The sequence below is a fragment of the Streptomyces sp. NPDC051207 genome, from assembly GCF_040682395.1.
Lineage (GTDB): Bacteria > Actinomycetota > Actinomycetes > Streptomycetales > Streptomycetaceae > Streptomyces.
This window is the reverse complement of sequence record NZ_JBFBAX010000006.1, coordinates 236,956-250,562: the sequence shown is the minus strand read 5'-3', so window position 1 is coordinate 250,562 and position 13,607 is coordinate 236,956. Positions and strand designations below refer to the sequence as shown.

Below are 13,607 nucleotides of genomic sequence, written 5' to 3'. Positions count from 1 at the left end.
CGCATCGAACGCCGAGCCCCTGGAAGGCCCCGTGACCACGCCCAGCGCCGCCACCCCGTCCACCCCGGCCTCGGCAGCCCTGTCGCCGGGCCACGGCGAGGCCCCGTCCGGTACGCCCGGCCGCCGGGCTTCGCTGGGTCCGGTGGGCCTGGTCCTGGCCGGGGGCGTCTCGGTCCAGTTCGGCGGCGCGCTGGCCGTGAGCCTGATGCCGCGGGCGGGCGCCCTGGGCGTCGTCACGCTGCGGCTGCTGGTGTCGGCGATCGTGCTGATGGTGATCTGCCGGCCCAGGCTGCGCGGCCACTCGCGCGCCGACTGGACCACGGTCGTCGTCTTCGGCGTGGCCATGGGCGCGATGAACGCCCTCTTCTACCAGGCCGTCGCCCGCATCCCGCTGGGCCCCGCGGTCACCCTCGAAGTCCTCGGCCCCCTCGCCCTGTCCGTCCTCGCCTCACGCCGCGTGATCAACGTGCTGTGGGCGGCCCTGGCCCTCGCGGGCGTCTTCCTGCTCGGCGGCGGAGGCTTCAGCAGCCTCGACCCGGTGGGAGTCGCCTTCGCACTCGGGGCGGGCGCGATGTGGGCGGCGTACATCATCTTCAGCGCGCGTACCGGACGCCGGTTCCCGCAGGCCGACGGGCTGGCGCTGGCGATGGTGGTGGCGGCCGTGCTGTGCCTGCCGCTGGGCATCGCGGAGTCCGGGCCGAAGCTGACCGAGCCGACGACGATCGCGCTGGGCGCGGCCGTGGCGCTGCTGTCCTCCGTGCTGCCGTACACCCTCGAACTCCTGGCGCTGCGCCACCTGCCCGCCTCGACCTTCGCCATCCTGATGAGCCTGGAACCGGCGCTCGCGGCGACGGCCGGCTTCCTCGTCCTGAGCCAGACTCTGCAGCCGACGGAGGCCCTGGCCATCGCCCTGGTCATCGTGGCGAGCATGGGCGCGGTGCGCACCCAGATGGGCGGCCGGGGGAAGACGAGGGCGCAGGCGTCGGTGCCGGGGTCGACACCGACGGCGTGAACGCGGCGCCAGGAGGGCTCGCGGTCGCCTGACACCGGCCTGCTCAGCGGCCGGGGACGACGTGGACGCCGTCCTCGCCCCCGTCCCGGACGGTCTGCGTATGGCCGCCCCCGAGGCCCTGCCACCGACGACACCGCCCGCCGTGAGCGCGTGGTCGCCCAGTGGGCGGCCCTGCTGGACGAGGCGCCGGCCTGAGCCGCCCGGCCGTCGCACACGACCCGGGCACATGATCGCGCCGCACGCCCGACCCGCCCAGGACCGTCGCGTCCTCAGGGGCTGAGCCGCTCCACCCGCCAGCCGCCGCCCGGCTCCGCCACGTACCGCAGGCGGTCGTGCAGCCGGTTCTCGCGGCCCTGCCAGAACTCCACCGTCTCCGGGACCACCCGGAAACCGCCCCAGTGCGGCGGCACCGGCACCTGCTCACCCTCCGGATAGCGCGCCGCCAGCTCCTCGTACGCCGCGTCCAGGTCGGCACGGTCGGTGATCACCGACGACTGGGCGCTGGCCCACGCCCCGAGCTGCGAGCCGTGCGGGCGCGTACGGAAGTACGCCGCCGTCTCGTCACGGCCGGTGCGCCGCGCCGAACCCGTCACGATGACCTGCCGGGCCATCGGATGCCACGGGAACAGCAGGGACACGTACGGGTTCTCGGCCAGGTCGCGGCCCTTGCGGGAGCCGTAGTTCGTGTAGAAGACGAAGCCCTGCTCGTCGAAGTGCTTCAGCAGCACGGTGCGGGAACTCGTCCGCCCCTCGGCGTTCGCCGTCGAGACCACCATCGCGTTCGGCTCGAACAGCCCGCCCTCCGTCGCGGCCTGCTGGAACCAGCGCGCGAACTGCTTTACGGGCGAGGCGGCCAGACCGGACTCCAGGAGCCCTTCGGCCCGGTACTGCTTGCGCATCGACGCGAGGTCGAAGGGGACGGTGTGGGAGGAGTCTCGGTCGGTCACCCGGTCATCCTGCCGTATGCGAAAGCCGCCCCAGGGGCCGCCCCGGGGAAGATGTCCACACGTGGCCGTCCCTCCCGCGGCGCACGGTGGCCTTCGTCACTGCCTGGCACTCAGTGCCGCAACCTCTCCCCAACGGTGGCACTCGGGGATATCGTGCTGATGCCCTTCCGGTTGGGTGACCGCCGGCCGTGCGGGGCATGACAGGGGTGACGTCCAGGACCGCGAGCCGTCAGGGCCGTGGATCCACCGGACGACGCCTCTTTGGCCACTGCCTGACACATGGTCGTCCCACCCCACAACACCATCTGTCGCACACATCACGAGGAGCCGCCTGATGTCCGACTTCGTACCCGGACTCGAAGGAGTCGTCGCGTTCGAGACGGAGATTGCCGAACCGGACAAGGAGGGCGGCGCCCTGCGGTACCGGGGCGTCGACATCGAGGACCTCGTCGGCCACGTCTCCTTCGGCAACGTCTGGGGCCTGCTCGTGGACGGCGCCTTCAACCCCGGCCTGCCGCCCGCCGAGCCGTTCCCGATCCCCGTCCACTCCGGCGACATCCGCGTGGACGTCCAGTCGGCGCTCGCCATGCTCGCCCCCGTGTGGGGCCTGAAACCGCTCCTGGACATCGACGAGGCGCAGGCCCGCGAGGACCTCGCCCGCGCCGCCGTCATGGCCCTGTCCTACGTCGCCCAGTCCGCCCGCGGCCAGGGCCTGCCGATGGTCCCGCAGAGCGAGATCGACAAGGCCCAGTCCGTCGTGGAGCGGTTCATGATCCGCTGGCGCGGCGAGCCCGACCCCAAGCACGTCGCCGCTGTAGACGCCTACTGGACCAGCGCCGCCGAGCACGGCATGAACGCCTCCACCTTCACGGCCCGCGTCATCGCCTCCACCGGCGCCGACGTGGCCGCCGCGCTGTCCGGCGCCGTGGGCGCCATGTCCGGCCCGCTGCACGGCGGCGCCCCCTCCCGCGTCCTCGGCATGATCGAGGAGATCGAGCGCACCGGGGACGCCGAGGCCTACGTCAAGAAGGCCCTCGACCGCGGCGAGCGCCTGATGGGCTTCGGGCACCGCGTCTACCGCGCCGAGGACCCGCGCGCCCGGGTGCTGCGCCGCACGGCCCGCGAGCTGGGCGCCCCGCGCTTCGAGGTCGCCGAGGCCCTGGAGAAGGCGGCGCTGACCGAACTGCACAACCGCCGCCCGGACCGGGTGCTCGCCACCAACGTGGAGTTCTGGGCGGCGATCGTCCTGGACTTCGCCGAGGTCCCGGCGCACATGTTCACGTCCATGTTCACCTGCGCCCGCACGGCCGGCTGGTCCGCGCACATCCTGGAGCAGAAGCGCACCGGCCGCCTGGTCCGCCCGTCCGCCCGCTACGTCGGGCCGGGCCCCCGCGACCCGCGCGAGATCGAGGGCTACGAGGACATCGCCCGCTGACCCGCGGGCGACCTCACCACGCCACGCACAACGCAGCGACCCGCGGGCTGGGTTCCTCGGAGAGAGGAGCCGGCCGGACGTACCGGCAGCCCGCGGGTCGGGTGACTGCGTTGGATTGGCCGGCTGCGTGCGACTGGCACACGCTGGTCCGGCGCCGAACCGAGTACGACGACGGACGCTAGCCCGCGGTCACCTCTTCCGTCCGGTATGCATACATCTGCCGAACCACCTCCTTTCCGAAGTGCAGCCACCTTAAGAAGCGGCGCTCCGCCCGTTCAAGTCCTTTTTCGAAGAAGCCGCGATCGGGGCGCGGCCATCGGGGTCGGACGGGACGGGCCGGGCCGGTCACTGCGCCTCCGTGCCCTCCAGCGCCGCCGCCAGGTCCAGCGCCGCGGCGATACGGGCGGCGACGTCCTCGGCGTAGGCCGTGTCGGAGCGCTCGAAGGAACTGCGTCCCGCACCCCGCAGAAACGTCACGGCGCCGAGGGTGCGGCCCCGGCTGCGCAGCACCGCGGACAGCGCGTGCACCGTGTCCTCGGGCCACTGCCGGGCCAGCGCCCACGCGCGCGCCTGCTCCGCCGGCACCGACCCGGCGCTCGCGCGCACCGACCCCGACCGGGCCACGCACTGCAGCGCCGGATGCCCCGGCGCGTACCGCACGGGCAGCCCCGCCGCGCCGCCCAGGGCGCTCGGGCCCGGCGCGCCCGACGGGGTCGCCACGACCCGCACCAGCCGCACCGACTCGCCGTCGTCCTCGCCCGCCGGATCGCCCAGTACGCGGTCCACGACGGCGTGGTCGGCGAAACCGGCCAGCGCGAAGTCCAGGTGCACGGTCGCCGCCTCCCCGGGGCTCTCGCACTCGGCGGCGGCCCGCGCGGCGCGGTGCAGCTGGTTGGTGCGAAAACGCAGCAGCGACGCCTCCTGCGCGCTCTGCCGGGCCTCGGTGACGTCCTGGAACAGCCAGCCGACGCCGAGCGGCACCGGCTCCTCCGCGAGCGGCGACGCCAGCCGCACGAAACCGCAGCTCCAGCAGCGCCGCTTCGCGCCCTCCGGTGTGCGCACGCTCACCCAGATCTCGGCCGGCGCGGGCGGCGCGCCCTCCGCGAGCACGTGCGTGAGCGCGCTCTCCAGCTCCTCGACGCCCTGCGCGAGCAGCTCGCCCAGCGGGCGGCCCAGGACGGACGTACGGCCGACGCCCAGCGCGCGTGCGGCGTGCGCGTTGACGACGGCGGGCCGCAGGTCGGCATCGACCAGCACGACACCCCACGACGCGTCCTCGAACAGGGCCTCGCTCAGGGCGATGGACCGCTCCAGGTCGATCTGCGCGTGCACCTCGCTGAACGCGCAGTACAGCCCCGCCGGCCTGCCGTCCGGGCCGGGCACGGCGGCCGACTGGGTCCGCACGAGCACCCGGCCGCCGTCCTTGGTCAGCAGCGCGAACTCGTGCACCTGCCGGCCCGGCGCGTTCATCGCCGACATCAGGCGCGCCTCGACCTCCTCGGCGTCGGCGCTGCGCACCGCCCACCCGGTCAGGCCCTTGCGGCCCACGGCCTCGGCGGCGCTCCAGCCGAGGATCCGCTCGGCCTCCCGGTTCCAGTGGGTCACGACGCCGTCGGCGTCGAAGGCGCACAGGGCCGCGTCCATCCCGTCGAGGAGCGCGGCGAGGAGGTCCGCGCCGTCCCGCTCGGGCGGCTCGGGCCCCTCGGGCCCCAGCTCGTCGGTGGTCCCACTACGCCGGGAAGCACTCACCTGGACCCCCTGCAGGCTGCGTCCGTTCGTACGGCGCGTCGGTTCGCGTACGTGCCATCATTCAACTTGAACGTGACTCAGCGCACACCGGGTTCCCGCAAGATTGCGGGAATCGTTGTACGTCCGAGAGCCGATGTCCGCCGGGGGGCGGCGGCGTCAGCGCCGGTAGAAGATCCGGTCGCCGTACTGCTCCATGACGCGCCTGTTCCAGTCGTGGCCGCCGTCCACGTTGCCCGAGCGCAGCAGCGGCGGCTCGATGCCCCGGTCGGCGAGGGCCCCGGCCGCGGTCGCCACCATGGCCTGCACGAGGGCCGAGGTGACGACCGTGGAGGCGGGCGCGAAGGGCACCGGGACGGAGTCGAGGGTGAGTTCCGCGTCGCCGACCGCGATCTTCGAGTCCAGGACGACGTCGCAGTGGTCCTTCAGGAACGTCCCGGAGACGTGCCGGGACGTCGTCCCGGTGGCGTACGCGACGGAGGTCACGCCGATGACCTTCACGCCGCGTGCGCGGGCGCTCATCGCCATCTCCACGGGGAGCGCGTTGCGGCCCGACAGCGAGACGATCACCAGGGCGTCGCCCGCGCGGACCGGCGAGGTGTCCAGCACGGCGCTCGCCAGGCCGTCGACCCGCTCCAGGGCGGAGCCGAGGGTGGCCGGCATGACGTCCACGCCGACGACGCCCGGCACGGCCAGCAGGTTCATCAGGGCGAGACCGCCGGCCCGGTACACGACGTCCTGCGCGGCGAGGGAGGAGTGACCCGCGCCGAACGCGAACAGCCGCCCGCCTGAGGCCACGGTGTCGGCGAGGAGCACCCCGGCCGCCTCGATGGCCTCGCCCTCCTCGTCCCGCACCCGCCCGAGCAGGCCGATCGCCGCGTCGAGGAACTGGTCGGCCGGCTTGCGGTCGCTCATGCGGGACCCCTTCGGTGCGGCTGCGTCGCGGATCACGGTGCGGTCTGGACCAGTGCGGTGTCAATACGGCCGTGAGGGCACGGCGGGCACGGCCGGGGGCGCGGCGACCCCCGCGTTTCGCCGCCGGGGCACGGTTGTCGGAGGTATGCGTCAGAATTGAGGTCAGGGCCAGCGCACACGCCGGAGCCGCCGAGCCTCCGGCAATTCTCACCGAGGGGCACACATGTCCGGACTGATCGACACCACGGAGATGTATCTCCGCACCATCCTCGAGCTGGAGGAGGAAGGTGTGGTCCCCATGCGCGCCCGGATCGCCGAGCGGCTCGACCAGAGCGGCCCGACGGTGAGCCAGACGGTGGCGCGGATGGAGCGGGACGGCCTGGTGTCCGTCGCCACCGACCGGCACCTGGAGCTCACGGACGAGGGCCGGCGGCTGGCCACGCGCGTGATGCGCAAGCACCGCCTCGCGGAGTGCCTGCTCGTCGACGTGATCGGCCTGGAGTGGGAGCAGGTCCACGCCGAGGCGTGCCGCTGGGAGCACGTGATGAGCGAGGCGGTCGAGCGGCGCGTGCTGGAGCTGCTGCGCCACCCGACCGAGTCGCCGTACGGCAACCCCATCCCGGGCCTTGAGGAGCTGGGCGAGAAGGACGGCGCCGACCCGTTCCTGGACGAGGGCATGGTGTCGCTCGCCGACCTCGACCCGGGCGCGGAGGGCAAGACGGTCGTGGTGCGCCGGATCGGCGAGCCGATCCAGACGGACGCGCAGCTGATGTACACGCTGCGGCGGGCGGGCGTGCAGCCCGGCTCGGTGGTCAGCGTCACGGAGTCGGCGGGCGGCGTACTCGTGGGCAGCGGCGGTGAGGCGGCCGAGCTGCAGGCGGACGTCGCGTCGCACGTGTTCGTGGCGAAGCCCTGAGGGGCGGTTCCCCGGCGGGGGGCTGAGCGCGGCTTCCCCGGCCGGCGGCTGAGCGGTGCCCCGGGCCGGTGGTGGGGGTCGTTCCGGGGCGTTTGCGGGGCCGCGGGGCTGTGGTGACGCAGGGTCAGCCGGGGCGGTGCCGCGATCTCGCCGAATCGGAGATCCTGTACGGCGAACCGCAGCGCTCCGGCGCCGCGCGTGCGACGCTGTCGCGTGAGCGGGGCCTGACGGCCCGTCCGGCACGGTGGTGCCGTCCGGCCGGGAGGGGGCGGGGAGGATGTGCCGCACAGACGTGGAGGGCCCCGGCGCCGAACGGCGCCGGGGCCTGTCCTCCCCTGTGCTGACCCGGAGCCCCGAGCTCCCAGGGTCATTCCCTTCGGGCCGATGTCCCCGAGCGGCCCGCCCCCCGCTGAAGATCTCCCCCTGGAGGAGGCGATCATTCCTGGCGGAGGGTCACTCGAACGAGGGGTGTTGTCCGCCAGGACAGCTTTTTCGAATAACGGTTCGATAGTCTGCGGGTGGCGGGGCAAGCGGAACGTGCGCCGCGCAGCCGCGGGACGCGGCAGACGGGCACGGCAGGCAGGACACGGTTCACCGGACCGTCCGGCTCGGGTCGGCGAGCGGTCCACGCGGAGCTTGGGGGTGCCAGAACCAATGGTGCGGCGCATCGACGTGACCGGGGCGGGGGGCGTCCGCCTGGCGGCCTGGGAGTTCGGCGACGCTCCGAAGGCCGACCCGGCGAAGGACCCGGGCGAGGGCACACCGGATGCGGGGGAGGCCGGCGATGTGCCCGGCGGGCACGGTACGCCCGGCGTGCTGCTGCTGCACGGGCTGATGGGCCGCGCCTCGCACTGGGCGTCCACGGCCCGCTGGCTCCGCGAGCGGCACCGCGCGGTCGCCCTCGACCAGCGCGGCCACGGCCAGAGCGACAAGCCGCCGCGCGCCGCCTTCACCAGGGAGGCGTACGTGGCGGACGCCGAGGCCGCCGTCGAGCAGCTCGGCCTCGGCCCGGCCGTCCTCGTCGGGCACGCGATGGGCGCGCTGACCGCCTGGCAGCTCGCGGCGAAACGCCCCGACCTGGTGCGCGGCGTGATCATCTGTGACATGCGGGCCTCCGCGCTCGGCGCCGCCTCGCAGCGCGAGTGGGACGAGTGGTTCAGGGCGTGGCCGCTGCCGTTCGCCACGCTCGCGGACGTCCGCAAGTGGTTCGGCGAGGACGACCCCTGGGTGGAGCGCCCGAACCCGTCCCGCGGCGAGTTCTACGCCGAAGTGATGACCGAGTGCCCGGACGGCTGGCGGCCCGTCTTCGAACCGGAGCAGATGCTCAGGTCGCGCGAGACGTGGGTCTACGACGCGCACTGGGAGGAGCTGGCGCAGGTCCGCTGCCCCGCCCTGGTCGTGCGCGGCCTCGACGGCGAACTCGGCCGCGCCGAGGCGCAGGAGATGGTGCGGGTGCTGCCCCGCGGCCAGTACGCGGAGGTCGCCGAAGCGGGCCACCTGGTGCACTACGACCAGCCGGAGGCATGGCGGGCGGCCGTCGAACCGTTCCTGGACGCGTGCGCGGCGCAGTGACGCGGGATCGCCGTCCCCGCCGACCGCACGTCCTGCTCACGTCCCGCCCCTCACGTCCTCACCCCTTGCTGACCGCCGTCAGGATCTCCGGCAGCCGCGCCGCCGTCCGCGGTGCCGCGAGCCGCAGGCCGAGCAGGGTCAGGCCCGCGCCGTAGGCCGTGCCCGCCGGGAGCAGCAGCCAGGTCCAGCCGTCGCCGCCCTCGCTCACGTGCAGCCAGATCGTCAGCGCGATGACCGGCGCGCACAGCAGGGCCGCCGCGATCATCCCGCCGAAGATGGAGATCCAGGCGAGCCCGGTCTGCCCCGGGGCGACGTTCTTGTGGCCCTCCTGCGGGATGGAGTACGGGAACCGCGCGGACGTCCAGGCGCCCGTGGCGAGCATCGCGCCGAGCAGCGCGAAGGACAGGCCGAGCGCCTCCGGCAGCCGGGGCCAGTCGCCGAGGATCGCCGTCGTCAGGACGGTGACGGTGGTGGCGTACGGCAGGGTGATCACCAGCAGGGCCAGCGCGCGGGCGCGCAGTTCGACGTAGGCGTCCCGGGGGGACGAGATGGTCATGGCGACCATCCAGAAGGCGGAGGTGTCCTGGCCGAACTGGTTGTACATCTGGATGCCGAGCATGCCGGCGGCGAAGCACGCGAAGTACACCGAGCCGGTGCCCTGCCAGGCGTTGAACACGGGCACGATCACGCCGATGGCCAGCGACGTCACCCAGGCGGCCTTGGTCTTCGGGTCGCGCCACACGTAGCGCAGGCTGCGTTCCACGGCGGTGCCGGTGCGGCCGGGCGGCAGCAGCCGGGCGAGCCCGCCCGAGGCGCGTGCGCGGGCGGCCGTGTCCGCCGCGGCGAGCGTGGACCCGTCGGGCGAGGTCATCAGCCGGGTCAGATGCCGCGTCCACACGGCGACCAGCGCCACCAGGGCCAGGGCGGCCAGGGCGAGTTGGGCGGCGGCGACGCCGTAGGAGCCGTCACCGGCCGCGTGGACGGCGGCGATCGCGGACGCGGGCGGCACCCACTGGAGCACGTCGGCCGCCGGGTCGAGCTGGGCGAGGCCGGACGAACCGAGACGCTGCACCCCGAAGTTGACCAGTTGCGCGCCGACCGCGATGACGAGGCCGCTGAGCACCGCGAGGTCGCGGCCCTTGCGGCTGGTCAGCAGCCGTACGTTGGCGGCGGCCACGGCCCGCGCGAGCGCCACGCACACCAGCAGCGCGAGGACGACGGCGACGGCCCCGACGGCGAAGGCCCCCGCGCCGCGCGCGACCGCGGCGACGGAACCGGCCAGCAGGCAGACCGTGAACAGCGGCCCGATGCCGACCAGGGACGCCGCCAGCAGCGCCCGGACCAGCGGGCGGGGCCGCAGGGGCAGCATGACCAGCCGGGTCGGGTCGAGCGTCTCGTCGCCGCTGGGGAAGAACAGCGGCATCACCGCCCAGCCCAGCCCCAGCACGGCCGCCGCGAGCACGGCCAGGGACTCCACGTGCGCGTGCCCGCGCAGCGCGATCAGGCCGATGAGCTGGAGCGCGGCGAACAGCAGGGCGACGACGGCGGACGCGACGTACGCGGCGCGCCGCCCGCCGGACTGCCGCAGCCCGCCCCGCAGCAGCGACAGCTTCAGCCGGACGACCGTGGCGGTGACGCCGCTCACCGGGCGCCGCCGCCCAGCCAGTCCAGGTCGGACCCGGCGTCGCGGCCGTGCGCGCCGACGAGTTCGAGGAACGCCCGCTGCAGCGAGGGCGCGTCGCCGCGCACCTCGGCGAGCGGACCGTGGGCGCGGATCCGGCCGGCCGCCATGACGGCGACCCAGTCGCACAGCGACTCCACCAGCTCCATCACGTGGGAGGAGAAGACGACGGTGGCGCCGGAGGCGGTGTAGCGCTCCAGGACACCGCGGATGGTCTGCGCGGACACCGGGTCCACGCCCTCGAACGGCTCGTCGAGGAACAGCACTTCGGGGTTGTGCAGGAGGGCGGCGGCGAGGCCGATCTTCTTGCGCATGCCGGTCGAGTAGTCGACGACGAGCTTGTGCTGGGCGCCGGCCAGGTCGAGGACGTCGAGGAGCTGGCCGGCGCGCTTGTCGACCTCGGCGCCGGGCAGCCCGCGCAACCGGCCCGTGTAGGCGAGGAGTTCCCGCCCGGACAGCCGCTCGAACAGCCGCAGTCCCTCGGGCAGCACCCCGATCCGGGCCTTGACCTCGACGGGATCGCGCCACACGTCGTGCCCGACGACCTCGACGGTGCCCTGGTCGGGCCGCAGCAGCCCGGTCACCATCGACAGGGTGGTGGTCTTCCCGGCCCCGTTCGGACCGACGAGCCCGATGAACCTGCCCGCGGGCAGTTCCAGGTCGATCCCGGCCACGGCCACCTGCTGCCCGAACCGTTTCCAGAGCCCCTGCACACGTACGGCATACGTCATGCGGGAACCCTACGGCGTCACCGCGTCCCGGTAGGGGGGAGGGGACGGACGGGCGAAGGTCAGCGCTCCCGCCCGCACGCGTAGGCCAGCGGCGAGATCAGCTCCTCGGCGTCCGGCAGCCACCGGTTGGCCGGCGTGGGCCGGCAGGCCCACTGCACGGCGCCACGGGAGCCGAACCGGGTGGGCGGCGCCGCCACGTACGCCCCCTCGCCGAGGGCCGCGAGATCGAGGGTGGCCGGGAACCAGCCCAGCCTGCGCACCAGGTCGGGCACCTTGGCCGCCGCCCCGGGCAGCACGAAGAACTCCATGCGCCGGTCCGGCGTCAGTGTCACCGGCCCGAGCGTCAGCCCGAGCCGCTCCATCCGCGCCAGCGCCAGGAAACCGGCCGTCTCCGGCACGGAGACCGCGTCGAACGTCCGCCCCGTCGGCAGCAGGATCGACGCCTTCGGCTGCTTCTGCCACATGCGCCGCGCGACGGTCGCGCTGCCCGTCGCCTCCGTCACCCAGTCCTCGCGCGCCGGATGCGCGCCGGGGGCGGCGCACGCGGCGTCGCCGCACGAGCAGCGGTGCACCCCGCCGACGGCCTCCAGCCAGGTGCCGGGGAACACGTCCCAGTGACGTTCCTCGGCGTAGCGCACGGCGGTCTCCAGCAGCGACTCCCCGCGTTGCGTCGGAATCCGCCCAGCGGTCGGCCCGGCGGTCTGAACAACTTCGGTGCCCGGGATCGTCTTTTCCACGTTCCACTCAACTCCCGCACCCACCTGGAGTTACGGCCGTGCCGAGGCGGGTCGCGCGCAGGCAGGAGCATCGCTTCCGCACCCGGGGCGCACAGGTGCATGGGCGGGGGCGCGCGGGAGGATCCGGGGCGGGGGCTGGGTAACCACGTGGGGGAACAGGCCGCTGCCAGTCCGTAGTGGCCGTATCCGGCAAATCCTCGTAAGCCTCGCATTTTCGCCAACTGGGCGGGGCATTGATCTTCACGGCCGAATCTCTTCGCCGGGACATGAGGGGGTCCGGTCGCGGAAGAACGTCAACCCGGTGCGTGGGCAGGCACCGCAGCCTCAGGGGGTACGCCATGGCCGCAAGGCCTCTCGTCGCGCGACAGCCGAACGAACGGCTGCAGGCGCTCATCCAGGAAGCGGGGTGCTCGAACGCCGGGCTGGCCCGCCGGGTCAACATGTGCGGCGCCGAGCACGGACTCGACCTGCGCTACGACAAGACGTCCGTGGCGCGCTGGCTGCGCGGCCAGCAACCGCGGGGCCGGGCACCGGCGATCATCGCGGAGGCGCTCGGACGCAAGCTCGGCCGTACGGTCACGATCGACGAGATCGGCATGGCCAACGGCAAGAACCTCGCCTCGGGCGTGGGCCTGCAGTTCTCGCCGACGGTACTGGGGGCCATCGAGCAGGTCTGCGAGCTGTGGCGCAGCGACGTGGGCCGCAGGGACTTCCTGTCCGGCTCGACCGTCGCCGCCTCCGCGCTCGTCGAGCCCAGCCGGGACTGGCTGATCACCGCGCCCGACGGCCAGGTCGCGCGGTCGGCGGGACCGCGCGTCGGGCAGTCCGACGTGGCGGCCGTCCGCGCGATGACACAGGCCCTGGTGGAACTCGACCACCAGTACGGCAGCGGGCATGTGCGCCCGGTCCTCGTGCACTACCTCAACAGCGTCGTCTCCGGGCTGCTGGCGGGGTCGTACCGCGAGGCCGTGGGGCGGGACCTGTTCGCCGCGGTGGCGCGGCTGACCGAACTCGCCGGGTACATGGCCGTCGACACCGGGCAACCCGGCCTCGCCCAGCGGTACTACATCCAGGCGCTGCGCCTCGCGCAGGCCGCCGGGGACCGCGGGTACGGCGGCTATGTGCTCGCCGCGTCGATGAGTCACCTGGCCGCGCAGCTCGGAAACCCCAGGGAGATCGCCCAGTTGGCGCGCGCGGCACAGGAAGGCGCACGCGGGCGCGTGACCCCGCGCGCGGAGGCGATGTTCCTCGCGGCGGAGGCCCGCGGGCACGCGCTGATGGGCGACGCGCGGGCCGCGCAGACCACGGCCGGGCGCGCGGTGAGCGCCCTGGAGTCGGCCGATCCGGCCGCCGGGGACGACCCGGCGTGGATCGCCCACTTCGACGAGGCCTACCTCGCCGACGAGTTGGCGCACTGCCACCGCGACCTCGGGCAGGCCGAGGCGGCGGCGCGGTGCGCGGAGGAGTCCCTGGCCGGGCACCCCGAGTCCCGCGCGCGCAGGCGGGCCATCGGCTACGTCCTGCTGGCCACCGCGCAGGTGCAGCAACGTGAGATCGAGCAGGCCTGCGCGACCGGGCTGCGCGCCGTGCAACTGCTGGAGACGCTGCGCTCCAACCGGGGCGCCGAGTACCTGGAGGACTTCCAGCAGCGCCTCGAGCCGTACCGGGACGAGCCGGTGGTCAGGGAGTTCGGCGCGCGGCTCGACCTCCAGACGGCGGCGTGAACGCCCCGGTGGCCCCTGAGTGAACGTGAGGCGTACGCCGGCCGCGGCGCCGGAAGTGACGTCAACAGCGCTGTGCGGCCCGGGTTTGTTACCGCGCTCACAGCGAAGGAGGTCGCGTCCCGTGCTGCGTGGCAAGGGGCTCTCAGGACCCGGTAGCGTGAACCGACGATTCCGAACGTCCCCCCATCGTA

General features: G+C 74.0%; 11 protein-coding genes and 1 pseudogene. 6 read left to right on the top strand and 6 right to left on the bottom strand.

Features of this window, described 5'->3' with window-relative positions; genetic code table 11:
* The first annotated feature begins 31 nt into the window (after nt 1-31).
* Together AB0M97_RS09285 and AB0M97_RS09280 are read left to right on the top strand one after the other, a co-directional pair.
* Complete coding sequence (locus tag AB0M97_RS09285; RefSeq protein ID WP_365960118.1) at nt 32-1,012, top strand: EamA family transporter; 981 nt, start codon at nt 32-34, stop codon at nt 1,010-1,012.
* 46 nt (nt 1,013-1,058) lie between these two features.
* Nucleotides 1,059-1,133 (top strand): annotated as a pseudogene (locus tag AB0M97_RS09280) (enoyl-CoA hydratase); the annotation flags it as partial.
* 148 nt (nt 1,134-1,281) lie between these two features.
* On the opposite strand, the gene pdxH reads toward AB0M97_RS09280, so the two are convergent.
* Nucleotides 1,282-1,959, bottom strand: coding sequence for a pyridoxamine 5'-phosphate oxidase (pdxH, locus tag AB0M97_RS09275; RefSeq protein WP_365960117.1), 678 nt, complete (start codon nt 1,957-1,959; stop codon nt 1,282-1,284).
* A 334-nt stretch (nt 1,960-2,293) separates the two neighbouring features.
* Here pdxH and AB0M97_RS09270 point away from each other — a divergent pair, with 334 nt between their 5' ends.
* Entirely contained in the window at nt 2,294-3,394 is a 1,101-nt protein-coding gene (locus tag AB0M97_RS09270; RefSeq protein ID WP_365960116.1) for a citrate synthase 2, read from the top strand.
* 345 nt (nt 3,395-3,739) lie between these two features.
* Here the strand turns inward: AB0M97_RS09270 and AB0M97_RS09265 are convergent, their stop codons facing one another.
* Both AB0M97_RS09265 and AB0M97_RS09260 read right to left on the bottom strand, forming a co-directional pair.
* Nucleotides 3,740-5,143 (bottom strand): PAS domain-containing protein, encoded by a 1,404-nt coding sequence (locus AB0M97_RS09265; protein ID WP_365960115.1) that lies wholly within the window; start codon nt 5,141-5,143, stop codon nt 3,740-3,742.
* A 156-nt stretch (nt 5,144-5,299) separates the two neighbouring features.
* Nucleotides 5,300-6,055, bottom strand: a complete 756-nt coding sequence (locus AB0M97_RS09260) for an SIS domain-containing protein (protein ID WP_365960114.1) — start codon at nt 6,053-6,055, stop codon at nt 5,300-5,302.
* A gap of 223 nt (nt 6,056-6,278) precedes the next feature.
* On the opposite strand from AB0M97_RS09260, the gene AB0M97_RS09255 reads away from it, so the two are divergent.
* The gene (locus AB0M97_RS09255; protein WP_365960113.1) at nt 6,279-6,971 is read left to right on the top strand and encodes a metal-dependent transcriptional regulator; all 693 of its coding nucleotides are present in this window, start codon (nt 6,279-6,281) and stop codon (nt 6,969-6,971) included.
* Nucleotides 6,972-7,625: 654 nt separating this feature from the next.
* Nucleotides 7,626-8,543 (top strand): alpha/beta hydrolase, encoded by a 918-nt coding sequence (locus AB0M97_RS09250; RefSeq protein ID WP_365960152.1) that lies wholly within the window; start codon nt 7,626-7,628, stop codon nt 8,541-8,543.
* A 58-nt stretch (nt 8,544-8,601) separates the two neighbouring features.
* On the opposite strand, the gene AB0M97_RS09245 is transcribed toward AB0M97_RS09250, so the two are convergent.
* From AB0M97_RS09245 to AB0M97_RS09235, 3 genes are read right to left on the bottom strand one after another with little or no spacing between them, the layout of a single operon-like run.
* Nucleotides 8,602-10,188, bottom strand: coding sequence for a transporter (locus tag AB0M97_RS09245; protein WP_365960112.1), 1,587 nt, complete (start codon nt 10,186-10,188; stop codon nt 8,602-8,604).
* Nucleotides 10,185-10,955 carry an ABC transporter ATP-binding protein gene (locus tag AB0M97_RS09240; RefSeq protein WP_365960111.1) on the bottom strand — a complete coding sequence of 257 codons (771 nt, stop codon included), beginning with the start codon at nt 10,953-10,955 and terminating at the stop codon, nt 10,185-10,187. The genes AB0M97_RS09245 and AB0M97_RS09240 overlap by 4 nt, the downstream gene beginning before the upstream one ends.
* 59 nt (nt 10,956-11,014) lie before the next feature.
* Nucleotides 11,015-11,692 carry a bifunctional DNA primase/polymerase gene (locus tag AB0M97_RS09235; RefSeq protein ID WP_365960110.1) on the bottom strand — a complete coding sequence of 226 codons (678 nt, stop codon included), beginning with the start codon at nt 11,690-11,692 and terminating at the stop codon, nt 11,015-11,017.
* A 338-nt stretch (nt 11,693-12,030) separates the two neighbouring features.
* Between AB0M97_RS09235 and AB0M97_RS09230 the strand changes: the two genes are divergently transcribed.
* Complete coding sequence (locus tag AB0M97_RS09230; RefSeq protein ID WP_365960109.1) at nt 12,031-13,416, top strand: transcriptional regulator; 1,386 nt, start codon at nt 12,031-12,033, stop codon at nt 13,414-13,416.
* Nucleotides 13,417-13,607: the final 191 nt, after the last annotated feature.

Coding starts and splice junctions, on each gene's coding strand:
- AB0M97_RS09230 (WP_365960109.1), top strand. CDS start 12,031: ATGGCCGCAAGGCCTCTCGTCGCGCGACAGCCGAACGAACGGCTGCAG.
- AB0M97_RS09255 (WP_365960113.1), top strand. CDS start 6,279: ATGTCCGGACTGATCGACACCACGGAGATGTATCTCCGCACCATCCTC.
- AB0M97_RS09260 (WP_365960114.1), bottom strand. CDS start 6,055: ATGAGCGACCGCAAGCCGGCCGACCAGTTCCTCGACGCGGCGATCGGC.
- AB0M97_RS09270 (WP_365960116.1), top strand. CDS start 2,294: ATGTCCGACTTCGTACCCGGACTCGAAGGAGTCGTCGCGTTCGAGACG.
- AB0M97_RS09240 (WP_365960111.1), bottom strand. CDS start 10,955: ATGACGTATGCCGTACGTGTGCAGGGGCTCTGGAAACGGTTCGGGCAG.
- AB0M97_RS09250 (WP_365960152.1), top strand. CDS start 7,626: ATGGTGCGGCGCATCGACGTGACCGGGGCGGGGGGCGTCCGCCTGGCG.